This is a genomic window from Paenibacillus sp. FJAT-27812 (assembly GCF_001273905.1).
In the GTDB taxonomy this organism is placed as follows: domain Bacteria; phylum Bacillota; class Bacilli; order Paenibacillales; family Paenibacillaceae; genus Pristimantibacillus.
Genome location: NZ_LIGH01000001.1, coordinates 5,371,094 through 5,387,154, shown reverse-complemented (window position 1 = coordinate 5,387,154; position 16,061 = coordinate 5,371,094). Strand labels below are relative to the sequence as shown.

At 48.9% G+C, this 16,061-nt stretch carries 16 protein-coding genes; 3 read left to right on the top strand and 13 right to left on the bottom strand.

What is annotated here, in order from left to right; genetic code table 11:
• Positions 1-144 (top strand): IS3 family transposase (locus ADU23_RS32300; protein ID WP_157266171.1); only part of this gene is annotated, 144 nt, incomplete at its 5' end.
• 70 nt (positions 145-214) lie between these two features.
• Here the strand turns inward: ADU23_RS32300 and ADU23_RS22705 are convergent.
• The 10 genes from ADU23_RS22705 to ADU23_RS22660 all read right to left on the bottom strand — a co-directional run bounded on the left by ADU23_RS22705 (position 215) and on the right by ADU23_RS22660 (position 11,991).
• On the bottom strand, positions 215-1,537 hold the full coding sequence (locus tag ADU23_RS22705; RefSeq protein ID WP_053375827.1) for an amidohydrolase family protein: 1,323 nt from the start codon (positions 1,535-1,537) through the stop codon (positions 215-217).
• Positions 1,538-1,547: 10 nt separating this feature from the next.
• On the bottom strand, positions 1,548-2,804 hold the full coding sequence (locus tag ADU23_RS22700; protein WP_053375826.1) for a Zn-dependent hydrolase: 1,257 nt from the start codon (positions 2,802-2,804) through the stop codon (positions 1,548-1,550).
• Positions 2,805-2,838: 34 nt separating this feature from the next.
• Positions 2,839-4,113, bottom strand: a complete 1,275-nt coding sequence (gene hutI / locus ADU23_RS22695) for an imidazolonepropionase (protein WP_442950657.1) — start codon at positions 4,111-4,113, stop codon at positions 2,839-2,841.
• Positions 4,114-4,126: 13 nt separating this feature from the next.
• Positions 4,127-5,788, bottom strand: a complete 1,662-nt coding sequence (gene hutU / locus ADU23_RS22690; protein WP_053375824.1) for a urocanate hydratase — start codon at positions 5,786-5,788, stop codon at positions 4,127-4,129.
• Between the two features lie 31 nt (positions 5,789-5,819).
• Positions 5,820-7,340, bottom strand: a complete 1,521-nt coding sequence (gene hutH / locus ADU23_RS22685) for a histidine ammonia-lyase (RefSeq protein ID WP_053375823.1) — start codon at positions 7,338-7,340, stop codon at positions 5,820-5,822.
• A gap of 46 nt (positions 7,341-7,386) precedes the next feature.
• A complete protein-coding gene (locus ADU23_RS22680) occupies positions 7,387-8,376 on the bottom strand; it encodes an ABC transporter ATP-binding protein (RefSeq protein WP_053375822.1) in 990 nt (329 codons plus the stop codon).
• 31 nt (positions 8,377-8,407) lie between these two features.
• Positions 8,408-9,331, bottom strand: a complete 924-nt coding sequence (locus tag ADU23_RS22675) for an ABC transporter substrate-binding protein (RefSeq protein ID WP_053375821.1) — start codon at positions 9,329-9,331, stop codon at positions 8,408-8,410.
• Between the two features lie 20 nt (positions 9,332-9,351).
• A complete protein-coding gene (locus ADU23_RS22670; protein WP_053375820.1) occupies positions 9,352-9,996 on the bottom strand; it encodes an ABC transporter permease in 645 nt (214 codons plus the stop codon).
• A 17-nt stretch (positions 9,997-10,013) separates the two neighbouring features.
• Positions 10,014-10,634: an ABC transporter permease gene (locus ADU23_RS22665; protein ID WP_053375819.1), complete on the bottom strand. Its 621-nt coding sequence runs from the start codon at positions 10,632-10,634 to the stop codon at positions 10,014-10,016.
• 163 nt (positions 10,635-10,797) lie between these two features.
• Positions 10,798-11,991, bottom strand: a complete 1,194-nt coding sequence (locus tag ADU23_RS22660; RefSeq protein WP_053375818.1) for a response regulator transcription factor — start codon at positions 11,989-11,991, stop codon at positions 10,798-10,800.
• Positions 11,992-12,156: 165 nt separating this feature from the next.
• On the opposite strand from ADU23_RS22660, the gene ADU23_RS22655 reads away from it, so the two are divergent.
• Positions 12,157-12,852 carry an SDR family oxidoreductase gene (locus ADU23_RS22655; RefSeq protein WP_053375817.1) on the top strand — a complete coding sequence of 232 codons (696 nt, stop codon included), beginning with the start codon at positions 12,157-12,159 and terminating at the stop codon, positions 12,850-12,852.
• Between the two features lie 100 nt (positions 12,853-12,952).
• Here the strand turns inward: ADU23_RS22655 and ADU23_RS22650 are convergent, their stop codons facing one another.
• The gene (locus ADU23_RS22650) at positions 12,953-13,264 is read right to left on the bottom strand and encodes a YbjQ family protein (protein WP_053375816.1); all 312 of its coding nucleotides are present in this window, start codon (positions 13,262-13,264) and stop codon (positions 12,953-12,955) included.
• Between the two features lie 80 nt (positions 13,265-13,344).
• Positions 13,345-13,683 carry a DUF3889 domain-containing protein gene (locus ADU23_RS22645; protein WP_053375815.1) on the bottom strand — a complete coding sequence of 113 codons (339 nt, stop codon included), beginning with the start codon at positions 13,681-13,683 and terminating at the stop codon, positions 13,345-13,347.
• Positions 13,684-13,870: 187 nt separating this feature from the next.
• Between ADU23_RS22645 and ADU23_RS22640 the strand changes: the two genes are divergently transcribed.
• Positions 13,871-14,395 (top strand): hypothetical protein, encoded by a 525-nt coding sequence (locus ADU23_RS22640; protein WP_053375814.1) that lies wholly within the window; start codon positions 13,871-13,873, stop codon positions 14,393-14,395.
• A 77-nt stretch (positions 14,396-14,472) separates the two neighbouring features.
• On the opposite strand, the gene ADU23_RS22635 is transcribed toward ADU23_RS22640, so the two are convergent.
• On the bottom strand, positions 14,473-16,059 hold the full coding sequence (locus ADU23_RS22635) for a SagB family peptide dehydrogenase (RefSeq protein ID WP_053375813.1): 1,587 nt from the start codon (positions 16,057-16,059) through the stop codon (positions 14,473-14,475).
• Between the last annotated feature and the right edge of the window lie 2 nt (positions 16,060-16,061).

The window sequence follows — 16,061 nt, the reverse complement described above, 5'->3', positions numbered from 1 at the left end:
TTCTACCTCGAAGGGTTGACCCATACAACGACTGCAATCGTTGAACAGACCGTTCGAGACTACATCACTTACTATAACGCAATTCGTATTCAAACGAAACTAAAGAACCAGTCGCCGATTGATTACAGGCGACTGGCCGTTTAAACTTGAAAGGTGTTTTGATCCCTGTCTCATAAATGGGGTCAGTCCCACTTGAGAGCAGAAGGGGTTTTTGTTATTTAACCGTTGACCATTTATCAAATAAGGAATCTACACGATGCACGATGTTTCTCTCTGGAACCGTTGTGAGCTTTCCATTATCGACAATCACTTTGCCGCCTACAACAACGTAGGAAATGGCGCCCGGCTGCATGGCGTATACCATATTGGCAAATAACTCGTTTTTTGGAGCAAGCGACATGTCATGGACATCCAAAGCTACAAAATCGGCATATGCGCCTTGCTCCAGAACACCGATCGGCAGACGTAAAATATCACCGGCACGCTTCGTCCCCATCTCATATACTTGGCCAGCGGTTATGCAGGTCCCGTCCAGCCTCGTTACCTTTTGCAGCATCGCGCACATCCGCATTTCCTCGAACACGCTAATTCGGTTGTTGCTGCATGCGCCATCCGTGCCAAGCGTTATGTTGACGCCTGATTTCAGCAAGTCTGGGATACGGGTTACACCGTCAGCAAGGAACATATTGCTGGAAGGGCAATATGCGAGTGAGCAGTTTCGTTTGCCAAGCAGCTCGATCTCGGAATCGTCCAGCCAGACAAGATGGATAGCAATCATTCTCTCATCCAGCACGCCCAGCGAATCCAAATAATGAACCGGGCGCAAGCCGTAGTCCCGCAGCGTTTCTTCGACTTCAAACATCTCTTCCGCTACATGAATATGAAAAGGCGTGTCTAGCTCCTGCGCAAGCCGGTGCCCTGCTTTAATCATCTCCGGCGAAGCCGCATGAGGGCTATGCGGTGCGGGATGCACCGTCACCATTTGATTGCCTTGGTATTTGACCGCAAGCTCGCGCGTCCGCTTTACCGCATCATCAACAGTCTCCCGATAGGCGATTGGAGCGCCGGACCAATCGTACATTGTCCGAGCAAATACAAGCCGAATGCCGAGATCGTTAGCCGCGCGAATAACTGCCTCGTCAAATGCGGTTCCTCCGTTATGAACGTAGAAGAAATCACTTACCGTAGTAACGCCGTACCGCAGCATCTCTCCGAAGGCTAGCAGTGCTCCGGTATAAATCGCCTCTTCATCCAGTAGCGGCGTATATTTATAAAGAGCTTCATCTCGCCAATCCAGAAACGGCCGATCGATGGCGATGCCGCGAAGCAGGCTTTGAAAAGAATGATTATGAGAATTAACCGTTCCCGGGACAATCGCTTTGCCGGTCCACAAAATCTTCTCGGCTGCCGGGTACCGCGTGCTCAGCCTATCCTCAGGACCGATTTCCTTAATGAAACCATCGTCTACGAGGATGGCTTGCTTCGGCTGAAAAGCATTCTGCGTATAAATATAATCGGCAATAAATAATTGCTGCATGTTCATCCTCCTACTCCTCTAATCGTTTATCCAAGGCCAAAATCGCGTGAAGCATCACATTGGCCGCTTTCTCGATATCCCCCATTAAGCTCTCTTCCTCCGGACAGTGGCTTTTCCCGTCTACGCTCGGCACAAACAACATTCCTGCACGGGTCAAAGACGACATATGAACCGCATCATGGCCTGCCATGCTGCCTAGATATAAATTTTCGTATGCCAGAGCATCTGACTGCTCCTTGCACACTTCAATAATGGTTTGATCCATCTTAGCTGGCGCCTGATCCAAAACGATGCGGCGCTCCATTTTACCGCCCCTTCGGCGTACAATGTCCTCGGCTAATCCATCCCAATGGGAGATGACCTGCTGAATTTCCCCAGAAGACTTCCCTCTCGCTTCGAGATTAAACGTTACCTTCTCAGGAATGATATTCGCCGCGTTCGGATAATTGGCGATTCGCCCGATCGTTCCGACCACTTCATCGGCTGGATGATTGCGGCACACGGCTTCGAACGCGAGCATCAGCTCCGAAGCCAGCATTAACGCGTCCTTGCGATCGTTCATCAATGTCGTCCCAGCATGGTTTGCTTGACCGTGAACGATAACTTCTTCCCGGTAAATGCCCGTAATCGCCGTCACGATGCCTATTGGAATATTTTGCGCAAGGAGACGTTTTCCTTGCTCAATATGCACCTCTAGAAACGCAGAGAATTCTGAAGGTTCTCTCCTCGTTTTTTCGAAGAGCTCAGCATCTCCTCCAGCATGATGAAGTGCTTCAACGATAGAGATGCCTTTATCGTCATACACGCCGTCAAGATCTGCCCGCTTCAACTTCCCTGCTGCCGCCCGGCTCCCGAAGGTTGACAGACCAAACGGATTCGGTTCTTCCGCGCTGAACGAAACAAGCGCAAGCGGATGCCGCGTCTTTATGCCTTCTTCCTCAAGCACGCGCATCACTTCCAAAGCCATTAAAACGCCAAGCGCTCCATCGTATTTGCCGCCATTCGGTACGGTATCGATATGCGAACCAAAAGCAATGATCGGCAAATCGGGATCGCTGCCCTGCCGGTTAGCCCATATATTCGCAGCAGGATCAAGCTTCACTTCAAGCCCAAGCGCCTGAAGCTCGCCAATCAGCCAGCTTCGAGCCTTAAGCTCCGCAGGGGTAAAAGTCGTACGATCCAAGCCTCCGCGTGCATTTTGTCCGATTTTACCTAATTCGTGAATTTGCCTCTCCAAACGATCAGGCTGAATACGTAGATTCATCATAGGGTGCCGATCTCCTTTGCGAATGCCAATTCGATCAATCACGGTCATTTCCGCCTACAACTACTTTGCCGTTTTTGATAACGGTATCGACTAGGTTGACTCCAAAGTTATATTGGATAAACAAATAGTTTGGCGCGTCATAAATCACCAAATCCGCCTTCTTCCCAGCTTCAATGCTGCCGATCTCCTTTGCGAGGCCAATGGCATGCGCCGCGTTAATGGTACTGGCTGTCAACACCTCTGCCGGTGTCATCTTCATGTTTAAACAGGCAAAATTCATAATAAGCGGCAGCGATTCCGTAGGACAAGAGCCGGGGTTCCGATCCGTGGCAAGCGCCACGGGAACGCCAGCTTCAATCATTTTCCGAGCATCTGCCGGCTCTTCCATGAGGAAAAATGCGGTGCCCGGCAGCAGGACGGCGATAACGCCAGCCTCCGCCATTCTGGCTATGCCCTCATCCGAAGCTTTCAGCAAATGATCCGCCGATATCGCGCCGACCTTCGCGGCAAGCTCTGCGCCACCGAAGGTTACAATCTCATCTGCATGAATTTTTGGAATTAGACCAAGCTTCTTTCCCGCCTCCAATATCCGTTCCGATTGATCGACTGTAAACACGCCATGCTCGCAAAAAACATCGCAAAAGACAGCTAGCTTTTGCTCCGCTACAGCTGGCAGCATCTGTTCAATAACGATCTTTATATAAGCCTCAGGATCGCTCTTATACTCAAGAGGGACCGCATGTGCGCCCATAAACGTAGATACGATATCTATCGCATGCGACTCATTCAGCTTTCGGGCTGCCCGGAGCTGCTTCAGCTCATCGGAAATCGTTAAGCCATAACCGCTTTTCGCTTCCAGCGTCGTTACGCCATACTGCAGAAAACGGTCTAGCCTCTTCTTGGACTCCTCGAACAGCTGCTCCTCCGACGCTTGACGGGTTTGGGTGGTGGAATAGAGAATGCCGCCGCCAGCTTCCAAAATTTCAATATAGGTCGCCCCCTGCAGCCGCATTTCCAGCTCCTTCTCCCGGCTTCCTGCGAAGACGAGATGGGTATGGGCATCGATTAGACCCGGCGTGACAAGTTTCCCCGTTGCGTCGATTACGATGGGCTCTTCCGTGAGATCATTTACAAAAGCCTGCGCTTCCTCATCGGGACCGGCAAATAGTATACGATCCCCCCCGATGACGATGCCTCCGTGCTCGATCAAGCCCAGCTCAGCCATTTCCTTGCCTTTTTTGGGCTTTACGCTTGCCCCGCTGACGGTTACAACTTGATTCGCATTTTTTATATAAAGGATTGGATTCATCATAGATCCCTCCTTATGTCAGCATTGGCATTTGCACGCCTTTGTTCTTCGCTGTGGTTATGGCGAGCTCATAACCCGCATCCGCATGGCGGACAACGCCCATGCCAGGATCTGAGGTCAATACGCGCTCTAACCGTCTCGCGGCATCCGCTGTCCCATCGGCAACGACCACCATGCCTGCATGGAGGGAATAACCCATTCCAACGCCGCCGCCATGATGTACCGACACCCAGCTTGCACCTGCAGCCGTATTGACAAGCGCGTTCAAAATCGGCCAATCGGCAACAGCGTCGCTGCCATCCAGCATCGCTTCCGTTTCACGGTTAGGAGAAGCGACGGAGCCTGCATCAAGATGGTCGCGGCCAATGACAATCGGAGCAGACAGCTCGCCGGACGCGACCATGTCATTAATGATTTTGCCGAATCTCGCGCGCTCTCCGTAGCCCAGCCAGCAAATTCGGGCAGGCAGACCTTGGAAAGCAATGCGCTCTCTCGCCATTTTGATCCATTTGCACAAATGCTCATTATGGGCAAATTCCTTCAAGATGACTTCATCTGTCTTGTAAATATCTTCGGGATCGCCGGACAAGGCAACCCAGCGGAACGGGCCTTTCCCTTCACAAAACTGCGGACGGATATAGGCCGGTACGAAGCCTGGGAAATCAAATGCATTTGTTACTCCCTCGTCAAAGGCAACCTGGCGAATATTGTTGCCATAATCAAATACGACAGAGCCCAGCTTCTGCATTTCCAGCATAGCTGTTACATGTACGGCCATGCTGGCTTTGGAACGCTCTACGTATCTCTTTGGATTCTGCTCGCGCAGCAATTGTCCCTCTTGCATCGACATGCCAATCGGCAAATAGCCGTTCAGAGGATCATGAGCAGATGTTTGGTCCGTAACGACATCCGGTATAAATCCAAGCTTAATCATCTGCGGCAATAGTTCGGCTGCGTTGCCAACAAGTCCAATCGACAGCGCTCGACCCTTGGATTTAGCCTCTTCAGCAAGCTTAATCGCTTCACTAAGCGACTCTACGAAAGTATCCAAATAACGGGTCTCAATCCGTTTCTCGATACGTGACCGGTCAACATCAATGCCAATCACAACGCCATCATTCATCGTAACAGCAAGCGGCTGCGCGCCCCCCATGCCGCCCATGCCTGCCGTTACCGTTATCGTGCCTTTCAAGCTTCCATTAAAATGCTGTCTAGCGCACTCGGCAAACGATTCATAGGTGCCTTGAACGATTCCTTGGCTTCCAATATAGATCCAGCTTCCCGCTGTCATTTGGCCGTACATCATCAGTCCTTTTTGGTCCAGCTCATGGAACTTATCCCAGTTAGCCCAGGCTGGTACGATATTCGAATTTGCCAGCAGCACCCTTGGCGCATCCTTATGCGTCCGGAACACCGCTACCGGCTTGCCGGATTGCACGAGCAGCGTCTGGTCATCCTCCAGCTCCTTCAGGGCTGCGACGATGCCGTTAAAAGCCTCCCAGCTCCGAGCCGCTTTGCCGATGCCGCCGTATACGACAAGCTTCTCAGGATGCTCTGCGACCTCAGGATCCAGATTGTTCATGAGCATGCGCAATACCGCTTCCTGCACCCAGCCTTTTGTATTCAAAGCAGCTCCGCGTGGAGCCTTTATAATCGAATGTTGTGAGTAGCTCATCTGTAACGCCTCCGTTTGCAAGATTTATGAGTTAAAGAAGACCAATTTTTGCTTCAACCAAACGAATCGCTTCATCATCTTCTACCAGAGAAAACATCTTTTGCAGATCAGGGTAAAATACGCGGTCCTCTGTCCATTTGGGCACTTGGTTGCGGATGAGCGCGTACGCCGTGCCAGTTCCCGCGCCATACTGAAGCGGTTTATGAAACTCTAATGCTTGTGCGGCTGTCAGCAGCTCGATTGCGATCACCTTGAAAGCATTGCGAATGACTTGAACGGCTTTCAGCGCTGCCGGCGTTCCCATGCTGACATGGTCTTCCTGATACGCAGACGTTGGAATTGAGTCGACGGAGATCGGATGCGACAATACCTTATTTTCTGCAACCAAAGAGGCAGCTACGTACTGGGTAATCATGAAACCGCTGTTTAAACCGCCTTTTTCCACCAAAAATGCAGGCAGCTCACTCGTATGCGGATTTACCAGCCTATCGATTCGGCGCTCCGCAATATTAGCGAGCTCCGCTACCGCAATCGCCGTCATATCCATCGTCAATGCGAGCGGCTCTCCATGTGCGTTGCAGGCCGAGATCGAAATGCCGCCCGCTCCGTCATCGAAAATGAGCGGATTATCGGTTGCCGAGTTTAGCTCCATTTCCACGATTTCTGCGGCATGCATCATTTTGTCGCGGCACGCGCCATGCACCTGCGGAATGGAGCGGATGCTAAGCGCATCTTGGATTCTGCGATCCTTGGATTGCTCGCTAATTTCACTGCAAGCAATTAGCCTGCGGAGATTGTCTGCAACCTGCAGTTGCCCTTTAAATGGCCGTACTTTATGAATACGCTCATCAAACGCATAATAGGTGCCTTTTAATGCTTCAAAACTCATCGCCCCTGCGATATCCGCCCATTTTGCCAGCTGCATGCAGTCTAAGATCGCGAGGGCACTAATGCCGCTCATGCACACCGTTCCGTTTACGAGGCTGAGCCCTTCCTTCTCTTTGAGCTCCAGCGTGCTGATTCCCGCTTCCTCCATCGCTTCCGCTCCCAAAAGCAGGCGGCCTTTATAATAAGCCTCACCTAGCCCAATCACGACAAGTGAAATATGAGCCATATGGGTCAGGTAACCTACTGAGCCCTGCGATGGCACCCATGGCGTCACGTCTTCATTCAGCATTTGGATGAGCGTCTCGACGGTCTCCAGCCGAATGCCTGAGTAGCCTTGCGAGAAATTGACGACCGCCGCAAACAAGATCGCTCGTACTTGATCCGCCTTCAAAGGCTCGCCAACCCCGCATGCATGACTCATCACGACGTTTTTGGACAGCTTCGCCGCTTCTTCACGCGTAAGGCTGACTTTGCACAATTCACCCAGTCCCGTCGTAATGCCGTATACAGGACGCTGCTCGGCTACAAAGCGATCCACATAGCTGCGGCATTTATTGATTTTGGCTTTGACATCCTCGGCCAACTCTACCTTCCATCCCTTTCTCGCGACCGCAGCGACGTCATCTATTCGAATGGTCCTGCCGTCAATTAGGATGCTGCCCATAACGAATCACCTCCAATAACTAGCTATTTCACACGCGGGATGAGGCTTATATATCTGCCGTTTTCCGATACGCAGGCGTCAGTAGATTTTGGATATGGGAAAGTGAAACCTTGCCGATTACCCGATTTTCGAGACCGACTACCCCTACGACCTGAACAGCCTCGGCGCCTGTGCGCAGCAAAATATCAAGCACTGCCTTAAGGTCGCCCGATTCAGAAATCGTAGGCATGGACGGATTCACATTTGATGTGCTGACTCTCTCCATGGCCGCGCTAACTTGGATGAGGCTGATTTTACGAATCATATCGTCTCCGCCCATTAAGTTCTGGACGAAATCATTTTTGGGATGAAGGATTAGCTGGAGAGGCGAGTCGTATTGAACGACCTCTCCGTCTTTCATAATAATGATTTTATCTGCGAGCCGAAGCGCCTCTTCCACGTCATGCGTGACGAACATGATCGTTTTGTGCAGCTTCTTCTGAATATGGATCAATTCATCCTGCAGCTTGGTTCTCGTTATCGCGTCAATCGCGCCGAACGGCTCATCCATCAGCATAAACGGCGGGTCCGCCGCAAGCGCTCTCGCAAGCCCGATCCGCTGCTGCTGTCCGCCGGAGAGCTGGCGCGGATATCTTTTGCGATATAATGCAGGCTCAAGATGAACAAGCTCCAGCAGCTCATCCGTTCTTGCGCTAATCTTCGCTTTGTCCCAGCCGAGCATCTCCGGAACGACGGCTATATTTTGTTCCACCGTCATATGGGGAAACAACCCGCTTTGTTGAATGACATAACCAATTCGTCTTCTTAGCTCGTTGACCGGCACGTTTTTTGTATCGACACCGTCGATCAGAATATTGCCCGCTGTTTGCTCGTAAAGACGGTTAACCATCTTAAGCAGCGTCGTTTTCCCGCATCCCGAAGTGCCGAGCAGGACGATAAATTCACCGCTATTTACCGTTAAGCTAACATCGTTGACAGCCGGTTTTTCCGTGCCCGGATAAAACTTGATCACCTGTTGAAATTCAATTCCGCTCATCTTGGGTCACCTCCCATAGCTTGCATTCCTATTAATTGAGGAATCCATTTTCTTTGAGGAATGCTTTCGCTACATCTTCCGGTTCTTTTTTCGCTTCACCGTCTACTTCCCAGTTCAAAGAGGCCATAACTTCATCCGTCAGCAATGCATTAAGCTTGTTCAATATTTCGCCGATCTCAGGATTGTTCTTCAGCACCTCGCCGCGCACTTGCGGAACGGCATGGTAAGGAGGCCAAAGCTTCTTGTCGTCCTGCAGCGAAACCAGATTAAAACCGGCAATTTGACCGTCTGTTCCGAATCCGATCGTGACATCAACCTGCTTATCCGTTAAAGCTTTGTATTTCAAGCCGATATCAAACAATTTAGCTGATTTGAAAACAAAGCCGCCATACGTTTTTTGCAAGCCAGGCAAGCCGTCCTCCCGGTCGCCAAACTCAGGAATTAACGCAAAATTCAGCTCCGGCGCTTTTGCAGACAAATCAGAAAGTGTTTTTAATCCGTATTTTTCCGCAATCTCGGCGGTAGTTACGATTACGTAAGTGTTGTTAAATGGCGTTTGATTGAGCGTATCGATATCAAACTTTTGTTTGTMCCCATTCTTTACCGCCTCAAAAACAGCTGTTTCATCATTGACTGCCGCTTCCTTCAAGACATCCTGCAGCGCCGTCCCCGTATATTCAGGGTATAAGTCGATTTCACCGCTTTTGAGCGCTGTGAAGGCCACCTGCGTTCCGCCAAGATTAAGCTTCCGCTCGACATTAAAATCCGCTGCTTCCAGTGCCTGTGCGTACAATTCGCCGAGGATATATTGCTCCGTGAAGTTTTTTGATCCAATTTTGATCGTGGGCTTATCCGCTGATCCGCTACTTTTGCCCGAATCGCTACAGGCTGCCAAACTAAAAGCCAAACCTAATACGGCACCAGTAAAAATCAGCTTTTTGAACATATTTTTCATACCCCTTCACTCTCCTCTGTTTATTGACCCATTTTCGGGCTCGTTAATTTTTCAATCCGGCCAAATATCGAATCGCCTGCAATCGCAAGCAGACAAATCGGTACCGCGCCCACCAGCAGCATCGAAGGTTTTGCCAGCGCAATGCCGTTGATAATGAAATCGCCAAGCCCGCCCCCTCCGATAAAGGCAGCTAGCGCCGCTCCCGCTATGACCTCAACCGAGGCTGTTCGTATGCCCGTAATAACGACTGGCAAAGCGAGCGGAAACTCGATTTTCCGAATAATTCGGAGCTTATCCATGCCCATGCCCTGTGCGGCTTCTATGATGTTTTTGTCCACTTCCTTAAATGCAACGACCGTATTGATAAGAATCGTCGGGAAAGCAAGAATCGTTAAAGCAATTAGTGAAGGCGTGAAGCCGACTCCCACATAAGGCATCGTAAGCGCTAATACCGCTAGGCTTGGAATGATTTTACCGAGATAAAACACGTTCATTACGACCATAGACAGCTTATTTCGTTTAGATAAATAAACCCCAAGCGGTACGCTTATGAAAATACTTATCGCAAGTGCAATCACGCTTAGCGAAAGATGAATCTTCAATGCTTCCCAGAAAAGCTCCGGCTTGCTCACCAGATAATCGATCGCTTCATTAAAAACGTTCATTTCTCAGCCGCCTCCATTCACCTTGTGTTAAGACTCACCCTTTTTTCAATGAATCGGAACGCCAAGTCTGTTGCAACAACAAGCACCAGAACCGCCACGGTGCCTGCTATGATTTTGCCGGAATGATCTTGATAAATGCCTTCGAAAATCAATTTTCCGAGACCTCCCGCATTGATGAAAGCAGCAATCGTCGCAATGCCAATCATAGATACCGCCGCGATGCGGATTCCCGCTACAACTACCGGCAGCGCTAGCGGTACGAAGATCTTGTAAATCATCCGCCATTTGCCCATGCCCATACCGCGAGCCGCTTCCACGATGGAAGGCTCGATTCCTTTGACCGCGACAACCATGTTTCGCACCAGCGCCATCTGGGAATAGGCGATTAGGGCAATTGCGGCCGGCTTTACGCCAAGCCCAAGGAAGGGGATCAGCAACGCGAATAATGCGATGCTCGGAATGGTATAAATGATGCCCAGGGCGCCTAGAACGGGGGATTGTGCTTTGGCATACCTGGAAATGACGGCCGCAATTAAAGCAGCAACAAAAATAGAAATAATTAGCGAAAGAGATACGAGATAAATATGTTCGATTAATAGCTCAGTCACCTTATCAAGATGTTCAAACAAATATTCCATCCGAGCCTCTCCTCTCTAGGGCTGCAAATCAATAGCTGAACATGTCATATTTAGTGACATAGAACCTCCGTTTCTCAGTTATTTTTCGTCCGATGTAAGATTACTTCACACCTATATTATAGAATTGAAAACGCTTTCAATCAATGGACAAAGTTGCTTACCACTAGCACAATCTTGCTGTGCGATAGTCGGAAGGGCTGCAGCTCATTATTTTTTTGAAGGTACGCGTAAAATAGTTCGAGTCCTGGAAACCGACCAAACCCGCAATCTGCTTAACGGACATCTCAGTCATTTCCAAGTAATAAACCGCTTTCTCGATCCGGATTTTGTTCAAAAAATCAATAACGCTAACGCCTACTTCCTTCTTGAATAAATGGGCTAAATGATAGGTGCTTACATAGCAATATTGTGCTATCTCTTCCAAGCTTATTTTGTCTTGGTGGTATTCGAGAATATGATTCATCGCTTTGCGGATAATCGGGGATACGTTCAATTGGTTTGCTTTTACAATTTGCTCGGCAAGCATTCTCCAATAGTCACATAGTTTATTAACGAAGTTGTTATAGCGGACGGTGCTGTAAAGACTTTGAATCATCCTAGCGTTTTCAGATAAAATAATAGAGACGTCCCCGCCAGTTTCAAGGACCATGCTCGATAAAGACATGCTTAGCTCTATCGCAGCGGACTTGAACATGTCGATGTGGAACTTATAGGTTTGCGCTATTCTAGCCAGCAACATTTTCAAATAATTAATAGAGCCCTCAATATCGCCAATTCGAACACGGGCAAGCAGCTCCGTCTTTTCTTCTTGGGAGACCGCCTGCTCCGCTTGCAAATCGACTTTTTTACTTTTTTCATAGAAATAAATAACGCGATTGCCTTGAAAAAAACGATCGACAAGCGACTCCTTCGCCTCTTCAAAGGACCGATAAAGCATATACGGGCTTTCATAATAAGAGCCGATTCCCGCTGACACAGAGAAGCCTTGCGAATCAACCAGCCCTTGAATTTGTTGTACATTCGACAGTAACTTCCTCTTTAATGATGGGCTTTGCTGACTATCCGAGGCAAGCTCCAGCAGCAACGCTAAAATCCCTTCCTCAATCCACACCCAAAGGAAAGGCTCAGATATCGTCTGATAAACAGCTTTAACCAGCTGCTGTCCAATTTCCGTTTTCCACGTTATAGATTTATCTATGGCAAGCTCAGGGTAACGATCCATCGAGATCAAAATCGCTAAATGCGGCGTAACTTGAATGCCAAATTTCTGCTGAACTTCTTTAAAGCTGCCTTCATGAACGAGCGTTCCGGAAATGAGAAGCTGTGAGAATGCCGCCTCCGTCGTTACCAGCATCATAAAGACACCCTTTCTCTGTGAAATTACCGCAATTTTAACCTTCGCCGCAGCATTCGTCAATTGTAGATTATGTCAAGCTCTTTATCACAGACTCGTAAGTCCCCTATCGCTTTGTGGTAAGCTTAAAGAGCGGTTAGCGAAAAATGATAAGCGAGGAGAACAACGATGACGGGAGATAATAAGAAGCTTGTAGTAATCACAGGCGTAAGCAAGGGACTTGGCCGCGCAATGATCGATGAGTTTATTCAAGCGGGATGGCTTATCGCAGGCTGTGCTAGATCACGGGCCAATATGGATTCTCTTCGAAGCGAATATGGTGACGAGCATGACTTTCAAGCAGTTGATGTTTCTAACGCAGCGGAGGTTGCGGAGTGGGGAGAGCATATCATACTGCGGTATGGCGCTCCGGATCTTTTGATTAATAACGCCTCTATCATTAATGAAAACAAGCCTCTATGGACGGTATCCGCCGAGGAATTCACATCCATTATGAATATAAATGTGCATGGGACGGTAAATGTCATCCGCTCCTTTGTCCCGTCAATGGTCGAGAAGCGAAAAGGCTGCATCGTTAATATAAGCTCTTATTGGGGGCGCTTTGGCGAAGCTGATGTAGCGCCATACTGCGCTTCTAAATTTGCGATTGAAGGTTTAACGCAATCATTAGCCAAAGAACTGCCGCAGGAAATGGCAGCCGTCGCTCTCGATCCCGGCGACAGCATCGATACCGCTATGCTGCGCTCCTGTTCACCTGAATCTTCAAACTACGCACCGTCGCCAGAATCTTGGGCACGGACTTCGGTCCCTTTCATAATCGGAATTAACTCATCGGATAACGGAAAATCGCTCGTGTGTCCTTAGCGTAGGCGTGTGACCTGCAAAAAAAGCGATATGACTAATTCGCATAAGCATCGCTTATATCGAAGAAGTCATATCGCTTTTCGCACACATCATTTTCCAATTACAAACGAACGGCCGTGCCGCTAACAGCGACCATAAGCATGCCCTCGCGCACAACCTCGTAATCAATATCGATAGCGACGATTGCATTAGCTCCCAGCCTTGAAGCTTGGTTTTTCATCTCATCAATCGCAACGTCGCGAGCTTCTTTCAGCTTGCTTTCATATGCGCCGGAGCGTCCTCCTACGATGTCCGTAATCGACGCAAAAAAGTCGCGCACAACATTGGCTCCCATTATAGCTTCACCTGTAACGACTCCCACATACTCCTGTATAGGCCGTCCTTCGATTGTTGGTGTAGTTGAAATTAGCATCGCTTAGCTCCTCTCGCTTCATCTTGAAGCGTTTCATATGGTTTTCTTTTATTACGGAGCAGCCTCGCAAGATGTTTCACTTATTTGCTTTCAAGCTCCTTCATCGTTAAATTCAAAACCTCATCCGTTTTCGTTTGTATCGTAATGCTGACCCGGACACCAAATTCAATCGCATCCTTGCGAAGCCATAACACAAAATTCTCCTCTGCTTGTTCCTCTGACAATTTGGTTCTGCCTACGTATTTATAGTCAATAATGGATGCGTTAACATACGTTTTGGACGTCTCCTCCATGGCCAGCTTCCCCCACTTGGCATAGGATGGCTCTGCATGTAAGGCAGCCCCTTCCGTTGTCATTACCTCAGAGTGAGCGAGGCTAAGCAACACGAATACGGCCTTCATGACGATATGACGCAGCATTTCACCGACCACCTGTCTTTTTCAAAGTGTTGGTATTAGCGTCACCTTCTTCGTTTCGTCCTATTCATAACCTTCAAATCAACGGCATAATATGCCTTTTATCGAATTCTTAAGCCCAATTTATAGGGATAAGTGCCCTTTTTTCGATTTAGGCATATTGTAAGGTATGATAAAAAGGAGGCACACCATGATACCAAATCAGCCCTATGTGCAACAATCGGCCGTTACGCCGGATTACTACCAGCAAATGCAAACGAGTAATAAACAGCCCGAAATAAATAAACCAATTGAAAATGAAAGCATCGAAAAATCCCAATGCCACTGCTGCGTGGATCTAAGCCAGCTGCATCATTTCCACTACATGAACCACTTACATCCGATGTACGATTATCACCACATGCATGATTTCCATCCTATGCACGATTTTCATCCGATGAACGACTACTACCCGATGCATGATTTTCATCCTATGAATGACTTCCATCCCATGCATGATTTCCATCCTGACATGCATGAAGGCTGGGAACCCCATATGTACGATGATCATCATCATCACCCTCATGAAGGAGGATGGGAGTTCTCTTCCATCGATTACCATCATGAATGGTTCCATCCATGGGTTCATCCGCATCATATGCATCATATGCATCATCCTCATCATCCGCACTTTCCAATCGTTTGTTTTCCCGCTGGAAAAGGTCAAACCGAATAAAGGGGTTATCGAAACCCTTTATTCAAACCTAAAAGGACAGAAGGATTGCCACACTCCTTCTGTCCTTTTTCTACCCGCTAGTATGCCAAACTTCCTTCAAGTCGCGAACGGCATCTGCAATAACCGACCGGAATCTGAATAAGGCTTGTATGTCCGAGCGCTGTCATCCCATACAGCTCATCGCTCCCTATTGCATCAAAACCGAGCAATGGGCGCCCGCCCATTTGGGAAGCGGTTGTTGCAAGCAGCAGTCGTTGTACAAGCATCCCCGCCTCCATCTGCTGGATTCGATATCCGCGATAACCCAGCTGAGCATGCAGATGGTTCCTATCTCCTGCGATATGGAAGCATAGCGGCACTTGATACAAATTGACGTTGTCCATCGACATTCCGTCCTGCAGCCATGAACGGTGGTCGCCAGCGCGAACCTGCCGCAACGCATGCTCTGATTCGTCATAACGATAGGCGCCGTCGCTGATGCCTTCCACGCCGTAAAAGCTTCCGTATAGAAAAACGCGAGCCTCCGGTCTAGACAGCGAACCGTCCAAATCATTGCGGTACGCAAAAGATGACATGACCTCATTTAACAGCGTGGCTGCACTCAACTGACCCACCGGTCTCAATTCGAATTCATTTTCCGGCGAATACCGTTCTCTTAGCACGGAAGCCAGATCATAAGTCAGCCTGCTTGCTTCAGGAAGCTTAATAGCAGCCACTTGGTGTTGAGCATGCTTTTCACCTACATACTGACGAGAAGACCGCAAGCAGTCCAGCATCGATGCTTCGTTCATCTTAATGAGCTTCGGGTATTCCAATACTCTTTTTGAACGCATATAGTGCTCGTGCTGGATCGATCCAAGCTCCCTGCATAAATCATTCGCATAAATAAGAGCTTCACTGTTATCCTCATTCTTATCGTTAAACCATTCCATTTCTGTTTCCGCTGACAGCGGAATAACCGCATACACGCTCTCTTCCCGCTCGGATAAGCCTAATAAATGATTAACGGCACGGTCCAAAAACTGAAAGCAAACACCCGTCTCAAAACCAAACCGTTTGGCTGCCTCCAGCAGCTGTCCGATGAGCAGACCGGAATCCAGCCCCTGCAAGCGGTATGAGAAATTGTTGTACTTAAAGTAATTTTTCCAAAACATCGTAGACACAAAAGCTGCGCCAAAGCTAGCGGATATGTCGCAGCGATTGCCAAGCGCCTTTCTTAGATAGTCGTCAAATTGGCCTTCCCGCAGCAATATCAATCGATGATGCGCAGCATCATAATGATAAATGCCGCTAGGCAGCTCCTCCAGCTTTAAATAGAGATATAGCTCGCTAGGATACAAACCCCCGCCTGATGGGACGAAACGTCTGCAAACCTGCAACGTGTCTCCCCAATCCTCACCCGCCTCCGGCCCAAAAACAGATTGGCTTAGCCGAGTAAGCCCAAACGTATACCAAAGAAAGTGACCTAGCTCCCGAAGCTTCGGTTTTGCAATAACGCGCGCCTCCGTAAGTGAAAGCGGCACCTCTGCAGAGAGCGGAAAAGCCGGCAAGCCCCTGTAAAGCTTATACGGGAGAGGCGCGTCATCCCAGTCGATCTCCCAATCGCTTGATTTCGCCTTGTCCGGGTCGAACTGCAATTCATGCAAAAAAGCCTTTAAGCTCATCC

Excerpts from the sequence above, each read along its gene's own strand:
- ADU23_RS22635 (WP_053375813.1), bottom strand. The coding sequence starts at position 16,059 with ATGAGCTTAAAGGCTTTTTTGCATGAATTGCAGTTCGACCCGGACAAG.
- hutI (WP_442950657.1), bottom strand. The coding sequence starts at position 4,113 with ATGAATCCAATCCTTTATATAAAAAATGCGAATCAAGTTGTAACCGTC.
- ADU23_RS22680 (WP_053375822.1), bottom strand. The coding sequence starts at position 8,376 with ATGAGCGGAATTGAATTTCAACAGGTGATCAAGTTTTATCCGGGCACG.
- hutH (WP_053375823.1), bottom strand. The coding sequence starts at position 7,340 with ATGGGCAGCATCCTAATTGACGGCAGGACCATTCGAATAGATGACGTC.
- ADU23_RS22670 (WP_053375820.1), bottom strand. The coding sequence starts at position 9,996 with ATGAACGTTTTTAATGAAGCGATCGATTATCTGGTGAGCAAGCCGGAG.
- ADU23_RS22660 (WP_053375818.1), bottom strand. The coding sequence starts at position 11,991 with ATGATGCTGGTAACGACGGAGGCGGCATTCTCACAGCTTCTCATTTCC.
- hutU (WP_053375824.1), bottom strand. The coding sequence starts at position 5,788 with ATGAGCTACTCACAACATTCGATTATAAAGGCTCCACGCGGAGCTGCT.
- ADU23_RS22655 (WP_053375817.1), top strand. The coding sequence starts at position 12,157 with ATGACGGGAGATAATAAGAAGCTTGTAGTAATCACAGGCGTAAGCAAG.
- ADU23_RS22650 (WP_053375816.1), bottom strand. The coding sequence starts at position 13,264 with ATGCTAATTTCAACTACACCAACAATCGAAGGACGGCCTATACAGGAG.
- ADU23_RS22700 (WP_053375826.1), bottom strand. The coding sequence starts at position 2,804 with ATGATGAATCTACGTATTCAGCCTGATCGTTTGGAGAGGCAAATTCAC.
- ADU23_RS22705 (WP_053375827.1), bottom strand. The coding sequence starts at position 1,537 with ATGCAGCAATTATTTATTGCCGATTATATTTATACGCAGAATGCTTTT.
- ADU23_RS22665 (WP_053375819.1), bottom strand. The coding sequence starts at position 10,634 with ATGGAATATTTGTTTGAACATCTTGATAAGGTGACTGAGCTATTAATC.
- ADU23_RS22645 (WP_053375815.1), bottom strand. The coding sequence starts at position 13,683 with ATGCTGCGTCATATCGTCATGAAGGCCGTATTCGTGTTGCTTAGCCTC.
- ADU23_RS22640 (WP_053375814.1), top strand. The coding sequence starts at position 13,871 with ATGATACCAAATCAGCCCTATGTGCAACAATCGGCCGTTACGCCGGAT.